We start from the raw sequence: 20,034 nt of genomic DNA, 5'->3' as shown, positions 1-20,034 counted from the left end.
CAGAGAAAATCTCCGCGATCTGATGAAATATATTTCCGGATGCCGACAGAATGATCTATGACACAAACTTTGATGATGAGATTCTCAACATGGAGTGGAAGGATTCAGAACTGGAAAATGATGATCTGAAAAATTATAAGGCAAAAGCAGAGAAAGAAAATATTGTATGCGTCAACATCAGGACAATGCAGTGATAGCGAAGCTAAAAACCAATATTCCTTTAGACAATAATGACATGAGAACGCTGGAAAAAATTCTGTGGAGTGAAGTGGGAACCAAACAGGATTATGAGGCAGAATACGGACAGAAACCGCTTGGAGAATTTGTGCGTGCGATTGTCAGGGCTTGACGCTAGTGAATGCTGCTAAGGCTGCCTTTGCACAATATCTGGATGATGCCTGCCTGGACAGCAGACAGATTTATTTTGTGAATCAGATTGTGGAATATATTGTACATAATGGGCTGCTGAAGGATCTCTCGGTTCTTCAGGAATCACCTTTTACGGACCAGGGCAGTATTGTGGACATATTTACAGACTTAAATGTATGGCTGGGGATCAGAAAAACCATAGAGCAGGTTAATGCCAATGCCATTGCTGCGTAAATTTGTCAGTAGATCAGAACGAAAGTGCTTGTCGACGAGATAAAGCTTGGATATTCAATATTGTGGCAAAATAAACTTTGGAAAGGCGGAATATGAATGAAGTGGGCAGATGGCAAGATACGATGCCGCTGGGCAAATCCGAGAAATGAGCGTTACATTCGTTATCACGATGAGGAGTGGGGCATTCCGGTGCATGATGACCGGAAGCTCTTTGAAATGCTGATATTGGAGTGCTTTCAGGCGGGCCTGTCCTGGGAATGTGTTCTGAACAAGCGAGATGCCTTTCGCGTGGCTTTTGACAATTTTGATCCGAAGAAAGTCAGCGCTTACACTGAGGACAAGCTGGAAGCACTGCGGAGTAATCCCGGCATCATACGAAACCGCCTGAAAATACAGGCTGCCGTTACCAATGCATGGGCATTCCTGGAAATTCAGAAGGAGTACGGCAGCTTTTCGGACTATATCTGGCATTGGACAGATGGCAAAGTAGTCTGTGAAACCGGCCGGACAAGTTCAGAACTGTCTGACTGTATATCAAAAGATTTGAAAAAACGCGGCATGAAGTTCGTGGGAACAACGGTTATCTATGCCTATTTACAGGCAGTCAGGAGTCTCTCTCTCTCTCATGAGCAGGGCTGCTTTTTGGCAAATCAGGAAGCTGAGCATTATAATAGTTATTCATAAGACTGTTATTTCCTGATTTTTATCCATCCTGCATGAAGCAGATATACGCCTGCCGGAAGCAGGGAAAGCATGTGTATATTTGTGCAGCTGCCTGTTTCTGCATATGTCGGCAGAATGAGTGTATGAAATGCAAGATAAAGGTATGCGCCTGCAGCAATGAGATTACACAGAAAAAAACTCCAGCCGAAGATACCGAAAATAGAAGCTGTAAGAATGATGACCAGCGTCAGGGTATCAGGAACAAAGGGAAGATGAATAAAATCAAATTCAGGTTTCAGGGAGAGAAATGCGAGCACTGCGTAAAGAAAAAGCACTGCATTTAATGAACTCATGATCTTAAACGGTAAACTGTAAAAAGGTGTAACAGGGCAGTTGGGCCATAGTTCAACATCCAGTTTCTGTGCAAGCTGGGTTGCTGACTTTGTAAAGGTTATGTTTGTCATTACAACAGCTTTATCGCAGTCATAGAAGTTTGCACCTGCATAGGCTTCCTGAACGGCTTTATTTCCAACGGGATGGGTGTAATATTTACATTGTATCCCGTATTTTTTTCGATGTTTGAAAGCAATGATATCGATTCCCTGATCTCCGGAGCTTTGGGTTACTTTTATTTTAGAAAAATGTTTTCGCTTTAGTATCTTTGCACATTGATATTCAAATTCATATCCATCCATGTGTTGAATCTCCTGTATTATATAAAATTGTATAGCAGTCCTCGTAAATGATACATTTAAGAGGATTGCTATAGATGTAGTGCATATTTGCAATATATTATATCTGCAACATACCATTTATAGAAATTCAGGAAAATACTGTAAGTAATGAAATGGCTGGTGTTACGGTATTTTTCTGAATTACGATAACAGTCTGCAGCAAAATAAGAATACCATGTTTGATGATAAAGAACAAGTGTTTTGCGAAGAAAAGAAGAAGGGGTTATTGTTTACTGGCTGGTTTACTGGACTGGTTTACTGGTTGCGTTACTGAGACGTTACCGAGAATGGAATAAACAGTAACGAGAATGGTTACTCTTTGCGGGAATTGTGTTATAATAGTCTTTGATTTATTGCTGCTGAAAAAAGTGGACAGTTTATAGCGAGCCTATTAAATGCACTATTTACGAGGATTGCTATAGTAATTATACAAAACCGTAAGAGGGGGATGAACATTTGAAAAATTTTGAAGAAATTATGTCGGAACGAAAAAACCGTATAGAAGCCAGAAAGGACGAGCTGATCCGCAGGAGTCTGCTGTCTGAAGAATTTCTGGAAATGATCCAGAAAAATAAAAGGCCCTTTGATCTGCTGATGTCTTACTATCAGTGTGCTGTCATGGAGATTGAGACAAAATTCAGAGTGCTGAATCAGGAGTATTCCCTGGAATATGATAAAAATCCTATCGAGGGTATTAAAACCAGAATTAAATCTTATGACAGCATTGTGCGGAAAATACGCAGAAAAAACATTCCCATGTCTTTAACTGCTATAGAAGAAAATATCAAGGATATCGCAGGTGTCCGGGTAATCTGTTCTTTTCCGGAGGATATCTATGAGCTGGCAGACAGCTTTCTGCGTCAGGATGATATTGTACTGATCGAGAAAAAAGATTATATAAAAAATCCAAAACCCAGTGGTTACAGAAGCCTGCATCTGATCGTGCAGGTGCCTATCTTTCTGCAGAAAAACAAAAAAATGGTAAATGTGGAAGTCCAGTTTCGAACTATTGCCATGGATTTCTGGGCAAGTCTGGAACATAAGCTTCGCTATAAAAAAGATATCCCGGCAGATCAGGCACAGCAATTGCAGGAGGAGCTTCTGGCGTGTGCCGCCCAGAGTGCTCAGTTGGATAACCGGATGCAGGAAATTCGTAATCAACTGGTCAGCAGAGCTGATAAGGGGAATCAATCCTGAGAAAGTTCCTTATTTCAGGAACTTCCTCAATAATTTTTCATAAATTTTTCTATATGGCTGGTATCTCATTGGCAGATCCAGCCATGTTTTTTTGTCTACAATACTCTTATAGTGGGAGAAGGTATGAAAACCGTCTTTGCCATGGTAGGAACCCATTCCGCTTTCACCAAAGCCGCCAAATCCCATCTCACTGGTTGCCAGGTGGATGATGGTGTCATTGACACATTCCGCCTCCGAATCCACAGCGGGAAGTAACTTTTTCCGCAGCTTCTTTGTCGGAGGTGAAGATATATAGTGCCAGAGGATGTGCCATGGAGTTGACCTTTTCGATGGCCTCATTCAGGGAATCATAGGTCAGCACAGGAAGCACAGGACCGAAGATTTCCTCCTGCATTACTGCATCCCCGAAGGTTACATTATCCATAACAGTAGGAGCAATCTGAAGAGCTCCCGGATTGTTGTCACCGCCGCAGACTACCTTGCTGGGATCAATCAGATTGCAGATACGAGTAAAGTGCTTTTCATTAATAATTTTCCCATAATTCTTATTATTCAGCGGTGTGGAACCAAACTGTTTCCTGATCTGTTTCTGGATCTGTCGGATCAGTTCATCCTTGATTTCTCTGTCGCAGTAAATATAATCAGGTGCTACACAGGTCTGACCACAGTTGAGATATTTTCCAAATACAATTCTTCTGGCTGCAAGTTTCAGGTTGGCACTTTTCTCTACAATGCAGGGGCTTTTACCGCCCAGCTCCAGGGTAACCGGGGTCAGATGTACAGATGCTTTTGCCATTACTTCCCTGCCAACATGCTGGCTTCCTGTAAAGAAAATATAGTCAAAATGTTCATTGAGAAGAGTGTTATTTTCCGCACGTCCGCCGTTTACCACAGCCACATACCGGGGATCAAAACATTCGGTGATAATGGTTTCAATCACCCGGCTGGTGTGAGGAGAGTAGGCACTTGGTTTCAGTACAACTGTATTTCCGGCTGCAATCGCATCGATCAGCGGATCAATGGTGAGCAGGAAAGGATAATTCCATGGGCTCATAACCAGGACAACACCATAAGGAGATGGCTTCTTATAGCTTCTGGAAGCGAACTGGGCAAGGGGAGTCAGTACTGTTTTTTCTTTTGCATAGGAAGGTGTATGGCGGATCATGTAGCTGAGTTCTGAGAGCACAAGTCCCACTTCACACATATAGGATTCAAAGTTACTTTTTCCAAGGTCACGTTTCAGTGCTTCGTTGATCAGTGGTTCATATTTCTGAATACAGGTCTTTAATTTTTTTAAGGCATCCAGCCTTTTTTCTACCGGTAAAGTGGCACCTGTGTAAAAATAGCTGCGTTGTTTCTGAACGATTTCTTTAATTTCTGTTTCTGTCATAATACATTATTTCCTTATATAATATAGATATCAGGTAACTATTGAGAGTCTGCAGGTTCCTGTATTTTGATATTTTTATAAAAAACGCTTTGCAGGATAGAAGAATATTAACAGTTACTTCTCAGCTTCTGAGGTATTTTCCTTGGAAGTCAGAGACATCAGCATGTAATAAAATTTCTCCAGTTCGGAGGCATCCATAAGCCTCGGCACAGGATACAGAGGATTGGCCTCTTTATCTGCATAATGGGCAAGCTTGGGGATATCTGTTTCCTGAATTTCTTTTACAATATTTACGATTCCAAATCGCTCTTTCATCTCTTCAATTGCCCGGATAAAAAGCTCTGCTGCTTCATGGTCCGGCGTATTTTTGTCTGCAAGTCCTGCTGCAATGGCAAGTCTGTGGAGCTTTTTGTCAATGCAGGAGCCATATTCCCGAAGTACCAGCGGCAGCAGAATGGCATTGGCAAGTCCATGGGGAACGTTGTACTGTCCGCCCAGGGAATGAGCCACTGCATGAACATATCCTACATAGGATTTGGTAAAAGCACAGCCTGCATAGAAGGAGGCGTGGAGCATATTTCGTCTTGCCTGAATATTATCGCCATGCTCATAGGCAATGTCTATATTTTCAAAAATCAGTTTTACCGCTTTTAATGCATCCCTGCGTGTATCAATGGTGGTGGAATTGCCGATATATGCTTCCACTGCGTGAGTCAGGGCATCCATACCTGTAGTTGCGGTGATAAATGGGGGCAGGCTTAAGGTAACCTTGGGATCCAGCACTGCATAGCGGGGAATCAGCGGGAAATCGTTGATTGCGTATTTATATCTGGTGTCTGCATCTGTGATCACAGCGGCGAGAGTGGTCTCACTTCCTGTTCCGGCAGTGGTTGGAACTGCCATGAGAAGGGGAAGCTTCTTATGCACCTTCAGGATTCCCTTCATCTGAGCCAGAGACTGATTGGGTTTGACCGCACAGGCACCGACTGCCTTGGCACAGTCCATGCTGGAACCGCCACCGAAACCGATGATGGCATCACAGCCTTCTTTATGGTAAAGCTCCAACGCCTCGCAGACATTGACAGTAGTAGGGTTGGCAACTGTTTTGTCATAAATGGTATAGGGGATACCGGCCTCCTTTAAAGCTTTTTCCAGTCTTCTGGTAAGTCCAAGCTTCATGATACCGCCATCTGTAATGATCAGTACATGAGTGCATTTATGGCGCATGATGATTTCAGGGAGTTCTTTGATGCTTCCTGCGATTTTGGGTTTTCTGTAAGGTAAAAAGGGAATTGCAATGTGAAAAGCTTTCTGAAAAGCCCTGCAATATATTTTTCTGAGAGTGTTCATGGGTAATTCCTTTCCTGGGGGCAGCCTGCTGTTTTGCAGACTGCCGGACAGCAGTTACTTCAGAAAAAAATATAACAAGGTAAAAAAGAAAAGTCAATATATTTTGATATTCAAAACTATAAACAGGACAGGGCATATGAACAGTAATGGTGTACTTAATTCTAACAGATTTGTGGAAAAACTGGGTATTCAAATGTTGTTGCGAAATGTTGTAATTTATATGTTACTGTTCACACACCACTATCCCGCGAGGTGTTTTGGCATGAATATGCCAAAATCCCGAGACATACAAGCCAAAATTCCATTGCCGCAGGCAATCTGGAATGAATTTTGGCTACGTTACTGTGAACGGAGTGAACAGTAACATTTATATCCATAAAATTTTACGAAACTACGAAAATCAGTTGACAATGGAGTAAGTTTATACTAACCTAAAGTTAGCGAAGTATAACACTGCTATGAAACAGCAGTGCTATATGAAAGAAATTTGCTCCATAGTAAGTGGGTATGAGGGAGGAATGAAAAAAATGTTTCTGCAGATACAGGGTATTAAGAAGTCTTTTGGTGCAGGGGACAGCCGGGTGGATGTGCTGAAGGGACTGGATCTCTGACATTGAGAGAGGGGAGTTTTGTGTGCTTCTGGGGCCGTCCGGTTCCGGTAAGTCCACGCTTCTGAATATTATCGGTGGGATTGACAGTGCAGATGAGGGAAATCTGGTCATAGACGGAGAGCGTCTGGCGGATATGTCGGAGAAGAAGCTGTCTCTGTACAGACGTAAGCATCTGGGATATATTTTTCAGATGTATAATCTGATCCCAAATCTTACAGTGCGGGAGAATATAGAGGTGGGAGCCTATCTCAGTGATAAGCCGCTGGATGTAGATGAACTGCTCCATACGCTGGGAATCTATGAACATCAGAGAAAGCTTCCCAATCAGCTTTCCGGCGGTCAGCAGCAGAGGACTGCTATCGGCCGTGCCATTGTGAAGAATCCGGACATTCTTCTCTGCGATGAGCCTACAGGAGCCCTGGATTATAATACCTCCAAGGAAATCCTGAAGCTGATCGAGACGGTAAACCAGAAATACGGAAACACCATCGTCATGGTAACGCATAACGATGCCATCAAGGATATGGCTGACCGGGTGGTGAAACATCGCGATGGGATGATCCGGAAAAATTATATGAATGAACATAAGATTCCGGCAGCAGAGTTGGACTGGTAAGGAGGCATATGGTCAACTACTCATCACCTAAAAGGTAATGGGCTTGTAACTGCCCAGTCGTAGTAACGGCTTACGCCTCCGACCTTTTATCCCCAATAGGTATTGCTACCTAAAGTGACGCTACATCATAGGGTGGTTGACAGCGCCCTTTACAGACAAGATATACTCATCTGTAACTGTATCAGGTACTAAACTTCCCATGCTATACAGCAAACATTCTTTTACGGGTAAGATTTTACGCAATACGCGAGTTTTGTATTGCAACCTCATATCTTGTCAATGCACAAAAGAGTGTCTTTGATGAGCAGCACATCTAACGGTTTTCTCTTTAAAAACTGCTACGGTTATTGTAGCATATTGGATAATAATTTACAAGGCTCCTCCCACCGCCTAAAGGCAGTGGGTTTTTGCCTATGACAAAGGAAAGGAGTTATTTATGAAAAATCCTTTACGCAAACGTCTGCCCAGAGAACTGAAGGGGGAACTGGGAAAATATCTGGTGGTCTTTATTCTGATGGTATTGACCATAGGAATGGTTTCCGGATTTCTGGTGGCAGACGGAAGTATGATTGTTGCTTATAATGATGGATTTGAAAAATACAATATAGAAAACGGAAATTTCCGTACCAATCAACAGATATATAAAAGCCAGAAAGAAGAAATCCAGAATCTGGGAATAAAGCTGTATGAAAATTTCTATATTGAAGAGCCTTTGGATAATGGAAGTACCATGCGCTTTTTCAAAAACAGGACAGAAATCAATGGAGTATGCCTGATGAAGGGAGAACTTCCAAAAGCAACAGGGGAAATTGCCATTGACCGCATGTATGCAGACAATAATGAACTGAAGGTGGGAGACACCTTGAAGAGCCAGAGAGGTAAGCAGACCTGGAAGGTTACAGGGCTTGTGGCACTGTCTGATTACAGCTGTCTTTTTCAGAATAATAATGATTCCATGTTTGATTCTGTGAAATTCGGAGTTTCTGTAGTAACACCGGAGGAGTTTGATACTCTGGATCAGGATAAGCTCCAGTACAATTATTCCTGGATCTATGACAAACAGCCCAAAACAGAAAAAGAGGAAAAGGAAGTTTCAGAAGAATTGATGGAAAATATAGGGGAAATTGTTACCCTGGAAGCTTTTGTACCCAGATATCTGAATCAGGCCATTACCTTTACCGGGGACGATATGGGAAGTGACAAGGCTATGATGATCATATTGCTATACATTGTAATTGTCATTATGGCTTTTGTATTCGGAATTACTATCAGTAATACGATTCGCAGGGAAGCAGGGGTTATCGGCACGCTCAGAGCTTCCGGCTATACCAGGAGAGAATTGATCCGGCATTATATGGCATTGCCTGTCCTTGTTACACTGGTAGGAGCACTGGTGGGAAATATTCTGGGATATACAGTGTTTAAGAATGTATGTGCAGGAATGTATTATGGCAGCTATAGCCTGCCTAGCTATGTGACCGTATGGAGCGCAGAAGCTTTTCTGCTTACAACAGTAGTTCCGGTGATCATTATGCTGGTGATGAATTATGGAATTCTCCGATACAAATTGCGTCTTTCCCCGCTGAAATTCCTGCGCAGGGATCTTTCAGGCAGAAAGAAGAAAAAAGCAATTTATTTAAGCCCTGTTATAAAAATCTTTTCCAGATTTCGTCTTCGCGTGATCTTTCAGAATATGAGCAATTACCTGGTACTGTTTATCGGGATTATCTTTGCCAACCTGCTGTTGATGTTTGGATTACTTCTTCCTTCGGCCTTATCTCATTATCAGGTGGAAATCCAGAATAATATGCTGGCAAAATACCAGTATATGCTTCAGGTTCCGGTAAGTGCAGCCAGTGGAAACAAATTTGACAGTCTGTTTTCTATACTGGAATTCTATATGTCTGCGGAAACAAAGAATGAAGATGCAGAAGAGTTTTCAGCATATTCTTTAAATACTCTTCCCGGAAAGTATAAGAGCGAGGAGGTTCTTTTGTATGGAATCGAGCCGGACAGCAGATATGTAAAGGCTGATCTTGATAAAGGAATCTATATTTCCAGTGCTTATGCGGACAAATATGGGATTCATCCCGGAGATACCATTACCCTGAAGGAAAAGTATGAAAAGGAACAGTATTCTTTTAAGGTAACAGGAATTTATGATTATACGGCAGGCCTGTGTGTATTTATGACCAGAACTCAGCTGAACGAAACCTTTGATTTGGGAGAAGATTATTACAGCGGCTATTTTTCTGATACCAGGATTACAGATATCAAAGACAAATACATGGGTCAGTGGTGGACCTGGATGCACTGACCAAGATTTCCAGACAGTTGGATGTGTCTATGGGAAGTATGATGGGAATGGTAAATGGATTTGCTATTGTGATCTAATATGATACTGATCTATCTTCTTTCCAAGATCATTATCGAAAAAACTAGTCTATTTCAATGGTAAAAATCCTGGGCTATACAAAATGGCGAGATCAGCAGGCTGTACATTCTGTCTACTTCAATGGTAGTAGTGTTCTGTCTGCTTGTCAGTCTTCCAATAGAAACAGCGGTTATGAAGGTTCTGTTCAGGGAGATGATGCTGTCAAGCATTTCCGGCTGGATTACGCTCTGGATCGACCCGATGATCTATGTGCAGATGTTTGCAGCAGGAATCATTACATACGGAATCGTGGCCTTGCTGGAATTTCGGAGAGTGAAGAATGTTCCTATGGATGAAGCCTTAAAAAATGTTGAGTAGGACAAAATTTGATAAAAATTTGACATTATCTGGAATTTGTGATACGGTTACACAGGAAACTGTTAGACCAATCAGTTGGAATAGGAGATTATTATGAGAAAAAGAACAACTTCAAGAGCAAAGGAAACTATTAAAGAAGCAACAACAAAGGCTACAGAAGCAGTCAAAGAGACAGTTGAGAAAACAACTGTAAAGGCTTCAGCAGTAATTGAAGAAGCAAAAGACGCTGCAGCCGATATTGCGAAGGCTCCGGTTGTAGAAGAAGCAAAAGAAACTGTAAAGAAGGCAGTGAAAGAAGTGGCTAAAAATATCGACATCAAAAAATTCGCAGAAACAACTATCGAATTACCTGGTTTTGCAGTTACAATGAGCTCCATCGAGGAAGCAATCAAAAAAGACATCAAAGACAAAGGCATCGAAGGAAAAGAAATCAGCGTTTATGTAAATGTTGAGCAGAAAGCCGCTTACTACACAGTAGACGGACAGGGCTCTGACGATTACAGAATCGACCTGAATACATTATAATCTGTAAGCATTTTTTATAAACCGAAAATGGATGTCTGCAGGGATTCGGAAAGAAAATCTGCAGACATAAAAACAGCAGGATTGTTCATAGAATGAACAGACCTGCTGTTTTGCTTATTTATGATAGAACCACACTGCGGCGGATATGGATGATATCTCAGGAAGCTTTCTGCTCAAACAGATTCCTCCCTTGTAATATTCTGTGCCCATTTCCCCTGGCGGTAATGATGGAATACCCATGGCCATTTCACAAACTCATCTGTACAGAGCAGGAAGTAGACCCACAATACCGGAAGCTTCAGGACAAAGGCCGCAAAAAATCCCAGCAGGTACCGCATATACCCACATATCAATGGTATCGCAGATCAGTCCGAACTTTGTATCACCGCCTGCGCGGAATACCCCGGCGATCAGGGCTGTGTTTACCGCAGAACCCATAATATAATAGGTATTGATAAGCAGCATGTACTTCAGATAATGCATTGCGCCGTCACTTAAGGATGCAAATCTCAGAACCAGAGGAGTGATGGCAAATACGATCACACCGCCAATGGCACCGGCTATAATGGTCATCTTCAGCATTCTGGAGGCATACACCTTCGATTTCTCCAGATCCCCTTTTCCCATAACATTTCCAAGAAGAATCGTTCCCGCACTGGCAATTGCAAAGCAGAACACAGAACCGATATTGCGGACAACCGTAACCAGAGAGTTGGCTGCGACGGCATCTGTTCCGAGGTGTCCCAGGATTACAGAGTACATGGAGAAAGCAACACTCCAGGAAACGTCATTTCCAAGAGCGGGAAGTGACAGCCGGATGAAGTCGCCAAACAGCACCTTACTGCGGATAAACATAAAGGTCAGGTTCAATTCTAACATCTTTGCTCAAGGAAAGAAACAATCACGCATGCTGCCAGTTCGATCAGTCTGGAAACAGCAGTTGCAATGGCAACACCTGTAGCTCCCAGCTTCGGTGCGCCGAAAAGCCCGAAGATAAAAGTGGCATTCAGGATAATATTCAGTATAAAAGCCAGCATATTCAATGCCATACTGATCGTTACGCGTCCGATGCTGCGCAAAATCGCCAGATAAACCTCTGTAATTCCCCAGCAGAGATATGTAATTCCCATAATCCTCAGATAAGAAGAACCGATAGAGATCAGTTCCTGATCAGAAGTAAAAATCTTCATCATAAGCTGAGGAGCGGTAAATGCGATCAGTGCTACGATTCCCGAGATTATGATAGAAAAGCGGAGGGCAATTCCCTCGATCGCATGAATAGCCTGCAGATCAATTTTTTCCGAAATACTGCGCACACAGAAGAGAGGCACCTGTGCCAAGTCCATAATATACCATAAACAGGATATTGGAAGTAATTGGCAGCCAGAGACACCGCAGAAATCGCAGACTGTCCCGCATAATTAAGCATAATTACATCTGCGGAGTTAACCGCTGCGCTGAGCAGATTCTGGATAATGATCGGAATCGTCAGTTTAAGCATCTGCCGGTAAAAATTATCCTTACCGGCCGATAATGTGTTTATCATATTTACCCCCGTAATAAGTATTTGCCTGATCAGGCAGTTTTATTAGTCTGTTTTCAGCATAACCCTTCCGGCAGAAAAACGCTATCGGTATTTTGACTGATTTCTACGTTATTTTGACTTTTGAATCCTTAAACAAATCAACTTTGCTTATAATACCTTGCACAAAAGAAGTCGGACTGATATAATTCGTATGTATTTTGAGAGGAATACATACTGTGACTGATAAAAAATATAATGGGAGAAGTTTATGGCGACATTACAGCAATTAGATATGAATATTTTACTGTGGATCCAGGAACATTTAAGGGTGGATGCCCTGACTCCGTTCTGGAGAGCAGTCACCTTCCTCGGAAACGGAGGATGGTTCTGGATCGTATTATGTGTGCTTCTGATCTGTTTCGGGAAAACACGCAAAACAGGAGTGACAGCGGCACTCTCGCTGCTGTCAGGGTTTCTGATCACAAATCTGCTGATAAAAAATGCAGTAGCCCGTCCAAGACCTTTTGATACTTATACACAGATCATTCCGCTGATCACCAGACCGAAAGACTATTCATTTCCATCCGGTCATACCTGCGCTTCCTTTGCCGTTGCACTGGTCTGTCTGCGGATGCTGCCCGGGAAATGGGGGATTTTACCTGTTGTTCTGGCCGGAATGATTGCTTTTTCCAGACTCTATCTGGGCGTACATTATCCGGGGGATGTTCTGGCAGGATTTCTGGTGGCATTGCTCACAAGTACAGTGGCATGCAGGCTGATGCGGAGAACATTTTCACCTCAGAAAAGCTGACCGGTTCAGAAGAAAACTTCCGGGGGGAAATACAAAAAAGATATGCAAAAATCAGCAGAAAAATATTCGAATGTAAAGTGTAAAGGATAATCTTGTAATGAACAAAAATGAAATCTATATAAAGAGCGGAACCAATTACAAAGAAATGACAAAGGAACTGCTGGCACAGTGCGGCCTGGCGTCTGTAATTTCAGATAAAAAGATGCAGATTGGTATCAAGCCTAATCTTGTATCACCTTCCGAGGCTTCATGGGGAGCTACCACACATCCGGAAATTGTGGCGGGAATTATTGAGTATCTGCAGGAAAACGGATATGGAAATATTGCCATTCTGGAAGGCTCCTGGGTGGGAGATAAGACCACAGAAGCATACGAAGTGTGCGGATATCGTGAACTAACGGAAAAATATCAGGTGCCTTTTTGGGATATGCAGAAAGACAAGGGGATTGAAAGAGATTGCAGGGGGATGAAACTGAATGTCTGTGAACGTGCGGCAAATATTGATTTTCTGATCAATGTTCCGGTATTGAAAGGCCATTGTCAGACAAAGATCACATGTGCATTGAAAAATATGAAAGGATTGATCCCCAATACAGAGAAGCGTCATTTTCATGCGATGGGACTGCATGAACCGATTGCACATCTGAATGCGGGGCTCCATCAGGATTTTGTCGTGGTTGATAACATTTGCGGGGATCTGGATTTCGAGGATGGCGGAAATCCGGTAGTGATGAACCGTATCTGGGCGGGGACGGATCCGGTACTGATCGATTCTTATGTATGTCAGATCATGCATTATACAACGAAAGATGTACCGTATATTGAACTGGCAGAGAAGCTTGGGGTTGGAAGTACTGATCTGAAAAATTCCCACATCGTATACTGTGAGGAAAATGCCCGCAAAGAACTTCCGAAATCAAGAAAAGTGGTAGAACTTCAGGATGCAGTAGAAGAAGTAGAATCCTGCAGTGCCTGCTATGGTTATCTCATCCCGGCTCTGGAAATGCTTAAAAATGACGGCCTTTTCGAGAAACTGGACACGAAAATCTGCATCGGCCAGGGATACCGCGGAAAAACAGGAAAACTGGGTGTAGGTGCATGCACCTGTAAATTTGAACATAACGTAAAGGGATGTCCTCCAACAGAGAATCAGATTTATGATTTCCTGAAGCAGTATATTCTGGGAGAAAATAAATAATATGATATCAGGGGCCCAGGTTCAAAAAGTCGTTCGTGCCTGCATGATAAGACTTTTGAATCTGGAACCCTGTTTGATTTTACAATGCCATCTTTATCATCTGTATAATTTTATCCTGCTCAAATTTACTGCTGTCAAATGCCAGATGATACTGGGAAATATCTTTCCATTTCTTATCTGTAAAGTACTCATAATAAGTACGCCGTTCTTTATCCACTTTCTTAACCAGCTTCTGTGCACTTTTTTCTTCCCGTCCCGTACGCTCGATGACAGTCTGTACACGATACTCAAATGGTGCATGGATAAATATGCTCAGGCATCTATTGTCGAGGATGTGATTGGCGCATCGGCCAACGATCACACAATCTTCTTTCTCAGCAGCATCCAGAATAATCTTTCGCTGAAGATCAAAGAGCACATCATTCATGGGAACAAAGTGAAAATCGCTGTCCATCTGAAGTTCATGGTCAATGGGAAAACGCCACTGGCTGCCACGTTTCTCATCAACCTTGGCAAGCAGATCAAAAGGAATATTCTCTTTCTGAGCTGCAATATCGATCAGCTCTTTGTCATAAAAAGCAAATCCAAGCTCTTCTGCCAGAGCCTTACCGATCAGGCGGCCATTACTGCCGAGCATCCTGTTTATTGTAATCACGCGTTTACTCATAATCAAACCCTCCTTTATGACATCTCTGTTATTGAACGATATAGATTCAGGCGGATATTCGCAAATTGTACCTGTTATCTGCAATTAACAGTGATAAGTCTTTTATTTGTGAACATTATAACATTGATACTTGAAAAAATCCAGTAAAATATATAAAAAGCCAAATATATTACGAAAATATTTAGGTACAGTGCACAAAAACGATTCGCAATGAAACAAATGATGCAGTTAATCCGATAATATTTTGAAAAGTGTTTTTTTGGATAGTTTTATCAATAGACACTTTTGGCTGTCATATGCTAGAATTAGAGTAATATTTACAGCAAGCAGCAAAGCGGATGATATTGTCCGCCTGACCAGGATTACTGCCGAGACATACAAGCCAAAATTCCATTGCCGCAGGCAATCTGGAATGAATTTTGGCTACGTTACTGAGAACGGAGTGAACAGTAACAAAAATTTATTTATGAAATAGAGGATATTTATAGATTTTTTCTTTAAGCTATGGTATTATATTAAATTGGCTGTCTGACGACAGATCCGAGTCAAAATATTACGAGAGATATGAAAAGTATGTAAGAAAGGGATTACGATACATAATGCTGAAAATCAAAAGCTATGTAAAGGTAAACAGTCTGGCGGAAGCTTATGAACTGAACCAGAAGAAAACAGCCCGTATTCTTGGGGGAATGGTCTGGATGAAAATGGGCAACAGAGCAATATCCACAGCGATTGATCTTTCCGGTCTGGGGCTGGATGCGATTTCGGAGAATGATGACGAATTTGTCATCGGATGTATGACTCCGCTTCATGACCTGGAGACAAATGAAGCTCTGAATACCTACACACATGGAGCTATGAAAGAAAGCCTTTGCCACATTGTAGGCGTACAGTTCAGAAACTGTGCCACTGTGGGAGGAAGCATTTATGGAAGATATGGTTTCTCAGATGTTCTGACCATGTTCCTGGGAATGGATACATGGGTAGAATTATATGATGCAGGCCGTATTCCACTGACTGAATTTGTAAATATGAAGAAGGACAATGACATCCTTGTAAATATCATCGTGCGAAAAGAGCCACTTCTTACCTGTTACTTAAGTCAGAGAAACATAAAAACAGATTTCCCGGTGCTGACCTGTGCAGCTTCTGTGATCGGAAATGAGGCAAGGACTGTGATAGGTGCCAGACCTGCACGTGCCATGATCGTGGAAGATAAGAAGCAGATCCTGAAGAATTTCCGGAACATGACAAAAAAGCAGAAGGAAGAGGCGATCGAAGCCTTTGCAGAATATGCGGCAGAGAACGTTCCTACTGCAGGCAATATGCGAGGGATCAAAGGAATACAGAACCCTTCTTGTAAAAGTATTGACAAGAAGAGCCTGGGAAGCAGTAGGAGGGATGAAAAATGAATATTAATTTCTGGCTTAACGGAGTGAACCGCCACGCAGAGATCTCCCCGGATACACTGCTGATCGATTTCTTAAGAAAACAGGGCTGTTTCAGCGTGAAAAGAGGCTGCGAAACTGCGAACTGTGGTCTTTGCACAGTTCTTATGGACGGTCGTCCGGTGCTTTCCTGCAGTACACTTGCAGCACGCATTGAGGGAAAGAAAATCGTTACATTGGAAGGAATGCAGAGAGAAGCGCAGGAGTTTGGAAGCTTTCTGGCGAATGAAGGTGCGGAACAGTGCGGTTTCTGCAATCCGGGATTTATCATGAATGTATTTGCGATGCTCAACGAGATCAAAGATCCCACAGAGGAGCAGATCAAAGAATATCTTGCGGGAAATCTGTGCAGATGTTCCGGTTTTGTTTCCCAGACAAGGAGTATCCTGAAGTTCCTGAAATATAAGAAAGCACAGGAGGAAGCATAAAGATGAAATATGTAAATCAACCTGTACGTAAAACAGATGCAATGTCACTGGTAACCGGAAAGCCTGTCTATACAGATGATCTGGCACCAAGGGACTGCCTGATCGTGAAGATACTGAGAAGTCCCCACGCCAACGCCTGGGTGGAAGATATTAAAACAGGTACTGCCGAGAAGGTGGCCGGAATTGCATGTATCCTTACCTATAAAGATGTGCCTCAGAAACGTTTTACCCTTGCCGGCCAGACTGCACCGGAGATGAGTCCGGATGACAGACTGATCCTTGACCGTCATGTACGTTTTGTGGGAGATGCAGTTGCCATTGTTGCGGGTGAGACAGAAGAGGCGGTAGATAAAGCATTGAAGAGAATCCGCGTAGATTACCGCGTGGAGACACCGGTTCTGGATATCCACAAGGCAAAAGATAATCCGATCCTGGTCCATCCGGAGGATGACTGGAAGCTGAAAATTCCTCTTGGCGGAGACAACAAAAGAAACTTATGTGCATCCGCAGTGGAAGAACATGGAAATGTAGATGAAGTTCTGGCAAAGTGTAAATATACTGTAGAGCGCACTTATCATACAAGAGCAAACCAGCAGACTATGATGGAGACTTTCCGCACAGCCTGCTATATGGATCATTTCGGCAGACTGATCGTTCTGTCCTCAACACAGATCCCATTCCATGTGCGAAGGATCGTTGGAAGGGCACTGGACATTCCTGCTTCCAAAGTACGTGTGATCAAGCCAAGGATCGGTGGCGGCTTTGGTGCAAAGCAGACCTCTGTCAGTGAGATCTATCCGGCGATCGTGACCTGGAAAACAGGCCGCCCGTCCAAGATGATCTTCTCCAGATATGAGTCCATGATCTGCTCTTCACCGCGCCATGAGATGGAGATCACAGTACGCGCAGGTGCAGATGAAAATGGTATCATCAAGGCAATTGATCTTTATACTTTGTCCAACACTGGGGCATACGGAGAACACAGTTCTACAACAGTAGGACTCAGCGGTCATAAATCAATCGCTCTTTACAGACATACAGAAGCCTACAGGTTTGCTTTTGATGTTGTCTATACAAATGTGCAGGCTGCAGGTGCCTATCGTGGTTATGGTGCAACCCAGGGTATTTTTGCAGTGGAATCTGCAGTAAATGAGCTGGCACATAAGATGGGAATGGATCCTGTTAAGGTAAAAGAAATGAATATGCCTGTAGAGGGCGGTCCTCTTCCGGGATATCCGGATGTTCCTTATGCACAGAGCTGTTCCATGGACCGCTGTATGGCGCGCGCCAAAGAGATGATGGACTGGGATTCCAAATATCCATGCAGGGATATGGGAAATGGCAAGGTCCGCGGAGTCGGTGTTGCCATGGCTATGCAGGGATCCTCTATTGCAGGAGTTGACGTAGGCGGCGCAGATATTAAGCTGAATGAAGATGGTTCTTATACACTGGCACTTGGATGTACGGATATGGGAACAGGCTGTGATACCGTTATGGCGCAGATTGCGGCTGACTGCCTGAATACGCCTATGGATAACATAGTAGTATTCAGTGTGGATACGGATATTTCTCCTTATGATTCCGGTTCCTATGCTTCCGCTACAACCTATACCACCGGTGTAGCGGTTATGAAGGCCTGTGAGGAGCTGAAGAAAAAAATCTGTAAGCTTGGCGCAGAGATGATGGAAGTAGATGAGAGAAAAGTTGATTTTGACGGTTCCTGTGTATTCTATGATGAGACACTTGAGATAAGCGATGGGGCAGAGGGAAATGCAGCAGGTCATATGACAGATGCAGAAGAGGGCTATAGTGTTGATATGGATGCCATCAGTTCTGAAAATGCCCAGAAGAAAGTTTCATTGGAAGATATTGCATTAAAGAGCACTTTCTTTAACAATATCGAGCTTCAGGTTGTGAAACAGCATTCTTCACCGATCTCGCCGCCGCCGTTTATGGTAGGTATGGCAGAAGTAGAGGTGGATACAGAGACAGGCAGTGTGGATGTTCTGGATTATGTGGCGGTTGTTGACTGCGGTACACCGATCAATCCGAATCTTGCACGTGTACAGACGGAGGGCGGTATTGCACAGGGAATTGGCATGGCTCTCTGGGAAGATGTACAATATACAGATAAAGGTAAGATCCGCAACAACTCTTTTATGCAGTATAAGATCCCAACCAGACAGGATATCGGAAATATCCGCGTGGATTTCGAGTGCAGTTACGAAAAGAGCGGTCCTTTTGGTGCCAAATCCATTGGTGAGCTTGTAATTGATACTCCATGTCCGGCACTGGCTGAGGCAATTTATAATGCAACAGGTGTGCGTCTGACAGAGCTTCCGATGACTCCTGAGAAGATTGCCATGGAGATTTTGAAAAACCGCGAATCCATCCGGTCAGGGACAAAGGTGGAAGAATGAGAGAATTATGCCTTGCCTGTGCAGGTTTTGCCCTGGAGTTTATAGTTTTTTATGCAACAGGCATTGTTCTGGTCCGGATATTGAAAGTAAAAGGGGATTGTTCCCTGACTTTCATACTGGGATATCTGGTTTACTTTGCAGTGTTTGAACTGGTGATCGTACCGATGACACTGAAATGGGTATCTCTGACAGCTGCGGCTTATATATGGGCAGGAATTATGGCTCTGGTTATCTGCGCAGCTGTGATCTGCACAATAAAAAAACAACGGAGAATACGTGCCGGACAAATGGAAACATGTAGTGGGATTTTTGGAAGCATTTCTGAAATATGGAAAAATCACTCTGTGATGATTATCCTTGCAGGTGCCGTAGTATTGCTGCAGTGTCTGATTGTGATCTTTTACGAGGATACAACAGTAGATGCGGCGTATTATGTAGGTACAGTGAGTACTTCTGTATACACAGATACTCTTGGCAGATATAATCCCTTTAACGGAGCGATCCAGAAGGCATTTCAGGCCAGATATGTTTTTTCCGCATATCCGATGCATAATGCAGTGTGGTGCAGACTTCTGGGAATCCATCCCATTGTGCAGGCAAAGCAGGTAATGTCATGTATGAATGTAGTGACTGCCAATCTGATCATTTATCAGATCGGTAAGAGACTGTTTGACGGAAACAGGAAGAAAGCAGATCTGATGCTTGTCTTTGTCTGTGTTTTACAGCTGTTTTGCGGTACGATTTATTCCTCCGGAACTTTTTTCTTTACCAGAAGCTACGAGGGAAAAGCCATCCTTGCCAACATTGCCATCCCTGCAGTTCTCATGTGTGCCGTCTGGTATCTGCAGGAGAAAAACAGCAGGAATGTCTGGATCATATTGTTTGTCACAGCGGTCAGTGCGCTGACATTTTCCGGTTCTGCTATCATCTTTCCTATCGTGATCGCAGCGGGAATGGCTCCGGCGGCAGTTATGAATAAGAGATTTTCAGGGCTGGTATATTGTGCAGTGTGTATGCTTCCGTCGGCATTATATGCAGCTGTATTTTTTGCATGCAGAATTGGTCTGCTGACGCTGGCTGCATCATAATACAGAAA

13 protein-coding genes and 5 pseudogenes are annotated in these 20,034 nt (G+C 43.1%); 12 read left to right on the top strand and 6 right to left on the bottom strand.

The window, feature by feature from the left end; all coding sequences use genetic code 11:
- Positions 1–603: pseudogene (locus AC075J_RS13330) on the top strand (type I restriction-modification enzyme R subunit C-terminal domain-containing protein); the annotation flags it as partial.
- Positions 604–699: 96 nt separating this feature from the next.
- Positions 700–1,287, top strand: a complete 588-nt coding sequence (locus tag AC075J_RS13325) for a DNA-3-methyladenine glycosylase I (RefSeq protein ID WP_476390409.1) — start codon at positions 700–702, stop codon at positions 1,285–1,287.
- Between the two features lie 5 nt (positions 1,288–1,292).
- Here the strand turns inward: AC075J_RS13325 and AC075J_RS13320 are convergent, their stop codons facing one another.
- Positions 1,293–1,961 carry a restriction endonuclease gene (locus AC075J_RS13320; protein ID WP_173720671.1) on the bottom strand — a complete coding sequence of 223 codons (669 nt, stop codon included), beginning with the start codon at positions 1,959–1,961 and terminating at the stop codon, positions 1,293–1,295.
- Between the two features lie 516 nt (positions 1,962–2,477).
- Between AC075J_RS13320 and AC075J_RS13315 the strand changes: the two genes are divergently transcribed.
- Positions 2,478–3,197, top strand: coding sequence for a GTP pyrophosphokinase (locus tag AC075J_RS13315; protein ID WP_026649578.1), 720 nt, complete (start codon positions 2,478–2,480; stop codon positions 3,195–3,197).
- Between the two features lie 9 nt (positions 3,198–3,206).
- Here AC075J_RS13315 and AC075J_RS13310 read toward each other — a convergent pair.
- Together AC075J_RS13310 and AC075J_RS13305 are read right to left on the bottom strand one after the other, a co-directional pair.
- Positions 3,207–4,587, bottom strand: a pseudogene (locus AC075J_RS13310) (aldehyde dehydrogenase).
- A 114-nt stretch (positions 4,588–4,701) separates the two neighbouring features.
- Positions 4,702–5,937, bottom strand: coding sequence for an iron-containing alcohol dehydrogenase (locus AC075J_RS13305; protein ID WP_022381289.1), 1,236 nt, complete (start codon positions 5,935–5,937; stop codon positions 4,702–4,704).
- A 527-nt stretch (positions 5,938–6,464) separates the two neighbouring features.
- Here AC075J_RS13305 and AC075J_RS13300 point away from each other — a divergent pair.
- The 3 genes and pseudogenes from AC075J_RS13300 to AC075J_RS13290 all read left to right on the top strand — a co-directional run bounded on the left by AC075J_RS13300 (position 6,465) and on the right by AC075J_RS13290 (position 10,441).
- A pseudogene (locus tag AC075J_RS13300) lies at positions 6,465–7,164 on the top strand (ABC transporter ATP-binding protein).
- 436 nt (positions 7,165–7,600) lie between these two features.
- Positions 7,601–9,916, top strand: a pseudogene (locus tag AC075J_RS13295) (ABC transporter permease).
- Between the two features lie 93 nt (positions 9,917–10,009).
- Positions 10,010–10,441, top strand: coding sequence for a DUF6465 family protein (locus AC075J_RS13290; RefSeq protein WP_022381044.1), 432 nt, complete (start codon positions 10,010–10,012; stop codon positions 10,439–10,441).
- Between the two features lie 255 nt (positions 10,442–10,696).
- Here AC075J_RS13290 and AC075J_RS13285 read toward each other — a convergent pair whose 3' ends face one another.
- Both AC075J_RS13285 and AC075J_RS13280 read right to left on the bottom strand, forming a co-directional pair.
- Entirely contained in the window at positions 10,697–11,320 is a 624-nt protein-coding gene (locus AC075J_RS13285; protein ID WP_476390408.1) for an MATE family efflux transporter, read from the bottom strand.
- Complete coding sequence (locus AC075J_RS13280; protein ID WP_476390407.1) at positions 11,314–11,757, bottom strand: MATE family efflux transporter; 444 nt, start codon at positions 11,755–11,757, stop codon at positions 11,314–11,316. The genes AC075J_RS13285 and AC075J_RS13280 overlap by 7 nt, the downstream gene beginning before the upstream one ends.
- A 477-nt stretch (positions 11,758–12,234) precedes the next feature.
- Here AC075J_RS13280 and AC075J_RS13275 point away from each other — a divergent pair, with 477 nt between their 5' ends.
- Together AC075J_RS13275 and AC075J_RS13270 are read left to right on the top strand one after the other, a co-directional pair.
- Complete coding sequence (locus tag AC075J_RS13275; RefSeq protein ID WP_008703344.1) at positions 12,235–12,777, top strand: phosphatase PAP2 family protein; 543 nt, start codon at positions 12,235–12,237, stop codon at positions 12,775–12,777.
- Positions 12,778–12,874: 97 nt separating this feature from the next.
- The gene (locus AC075J_RS13270) at positions 12,875–13,975 is read left to right on the top strand and encodes a DUF362 domain-containing protein (RefSeq protein WP_055199516.1); all 1,101 of its coding nucleotides are present in this window, start codon (positions 12,875–12,877) and stop codon (positions 13,973–13,975) included.
- A gap of 79 nt (positions 13,976–14,054) precedes the next feature.
- On the opposite strand, the gene AC075J_RS13265 is transcribed toward AC075J_RS13270, so the two are convergent.
- Positions 14,055–14,642 (bottom strand): cytidylate kinase-like family protein, encoded by a 588-nt coding sequence (locus AC075J_RS13265; protein WP_476390406.1) that lies wholly within the window; start codon positions 14,640–14,642, stop codon positions 14,055–14,057.
- Positions 14,643–15,241: 599 nt separating this feature from the next.
- Here AC075J_RS13265 and AC075J_RS13260 point away from each other — a divergent pair.
- From AC075J_RS13260 to AC075J_RS13245, 4 genes and pseudogenes are all read left to right on the top strand, one after another.
- A pseudogene (locus AC075J_RS13260) lies at positions 15,242–16,061 on the top strand (FAD binding domain-containing protein).
- Complete coding sequence (locus AC075J_RS13255) at positions 16,051–16,518, top strand: (2Fe-2S)-binding protein (protein WP_008703339.1); 468 nt, start codon at positions 16,051–16,053, stop codon at positions 16,516–16,518. Before AC075J_RS13260 ends, AC075J_RS13255 begins: the two are co-directional and overlap by 11 nt.
- A 2-nt stretch (positions 16,519–16,520) precedes the next feature.
- Positions 16,521–18,938 (top strand): xanthine dehydrogenase family protein molybdopterin-binding subunit, encoded by a 2,418-nt coding sequence (locus AC075J_RS13250; protein ID WP_118613574.1) that lies wholly within the window; start codon positions 16,521–16,523, stop codon positions 18,936–18,938.
- Positions 18,935–20,026 carry a DUF6077 domain-containing protein gene (locus AC075J_RS13245; protein ID WP_118613576.1) on the top strand — a complete coding sequence of 364 codons (1,092 nt, stop codon included), beginning with the start codon at positions 18,935–18,937 and terminating at the stop codon, positions 20,024–20,026. The genes AC075J_RS13250 and AC075J_RS13245 overlap by 4 nt, the downstream gene beginning before the upstream one ends.
- The last annotated feature ends 8 nt before the right edge of the window (positions 20,027–20,034 follow it).

The organism is Blautia sp. ZXY-1-C6, from assembly GCF_056339875.1.
Note: the sequence above shows the minus strand (reverse complement) of the source record. Positions and strands in the feature narration are given on the sequence as shown.

Bases quoted from the DNA above. Each gene is read 5' to 3' on its own strand.
- AC075J_RS13325 (WP_476390409.1), top strand. From the start codon at position 700: ATGAAGTGGGCAGATGGCAAGATACGATGCCGCTGGGCAAATCCGAGA.
- AC075J_RS13320 (WP_173720671.1), bottom strand. From the start codon at position 1,961: ATGGATGGATATGAATTTGAATATCAATGTGCAAAGATACTAAAGCGA.
- AC075J_RS13315 (WP_026649578.1), top strand. From the start codon at position 2,478: ATGTCGGAACGAAAAAACCGTATAGAAGCCAGAAAGGACGAGCTGATC.
- AC075J_RS13305 (WP_022381289.1), bottom strand. From the start codon at position 5,937: ATGAACACTCTCAGAAAAATATATTGCAGGGCTTTTCAGAAAGCTTTT.
- AC075J_RS13290 (WP_022381044.1), top strand. From the start codon at position 10,010: ATGAGAAAAAGAACAACTTCAAGAGCAAAGGAAACTATTAAAGAAGCA.
- AC075J_RS13285 (WP_476390408.1), bottom strand. From the start codon at position 11,320: ATGTTAGAATTGAACCTGACCTTTATGTTTATCCGCAGTAAGGTGCTG.
- AC075J_RS13275 (WP_008703344.1), top strand. From the start codon at position 12,235: ATGGCGACATTACAGCAATTAGATATGAATATTTTACTGTGGATCCAG.
- AC075J_RS13270 (WP_055199516.1), top strand. From the start codon at position 12,875: ATGAACAAAAATGAAATCTATATAAAGAGCGGAACCAATTACAAAGAA.
- AC075J_RS13265 (WP_476390406.1), bottom strand. From the start codon at position 14,642: ATGAGTAAACGCGTGATTACAATAAACAGGATGCTCGGCAGTAATGGC.
- AC075J_RS13255 (WP_008703339.1), top strand. From the start codon at position 16,051: ATGAATATTAATTTCTGGCTTAACGGAGTGAACCGCCACGCAGAGATC.
- AC075J_RS13250 (WP_118613574.1), top strand. From the start codon at position 16,521: ATGAAATATGTAAATCAACCTGTACGTAAAACAGATGCAATGTCACTG.
- AC075J_RS13245 (WP_118613576.1), top strand. From the start codon at position 18,935: ATGAGAGAATTATGCCTTGCCTGTGCAGGTTTTGCCCTGGAGTTTATA.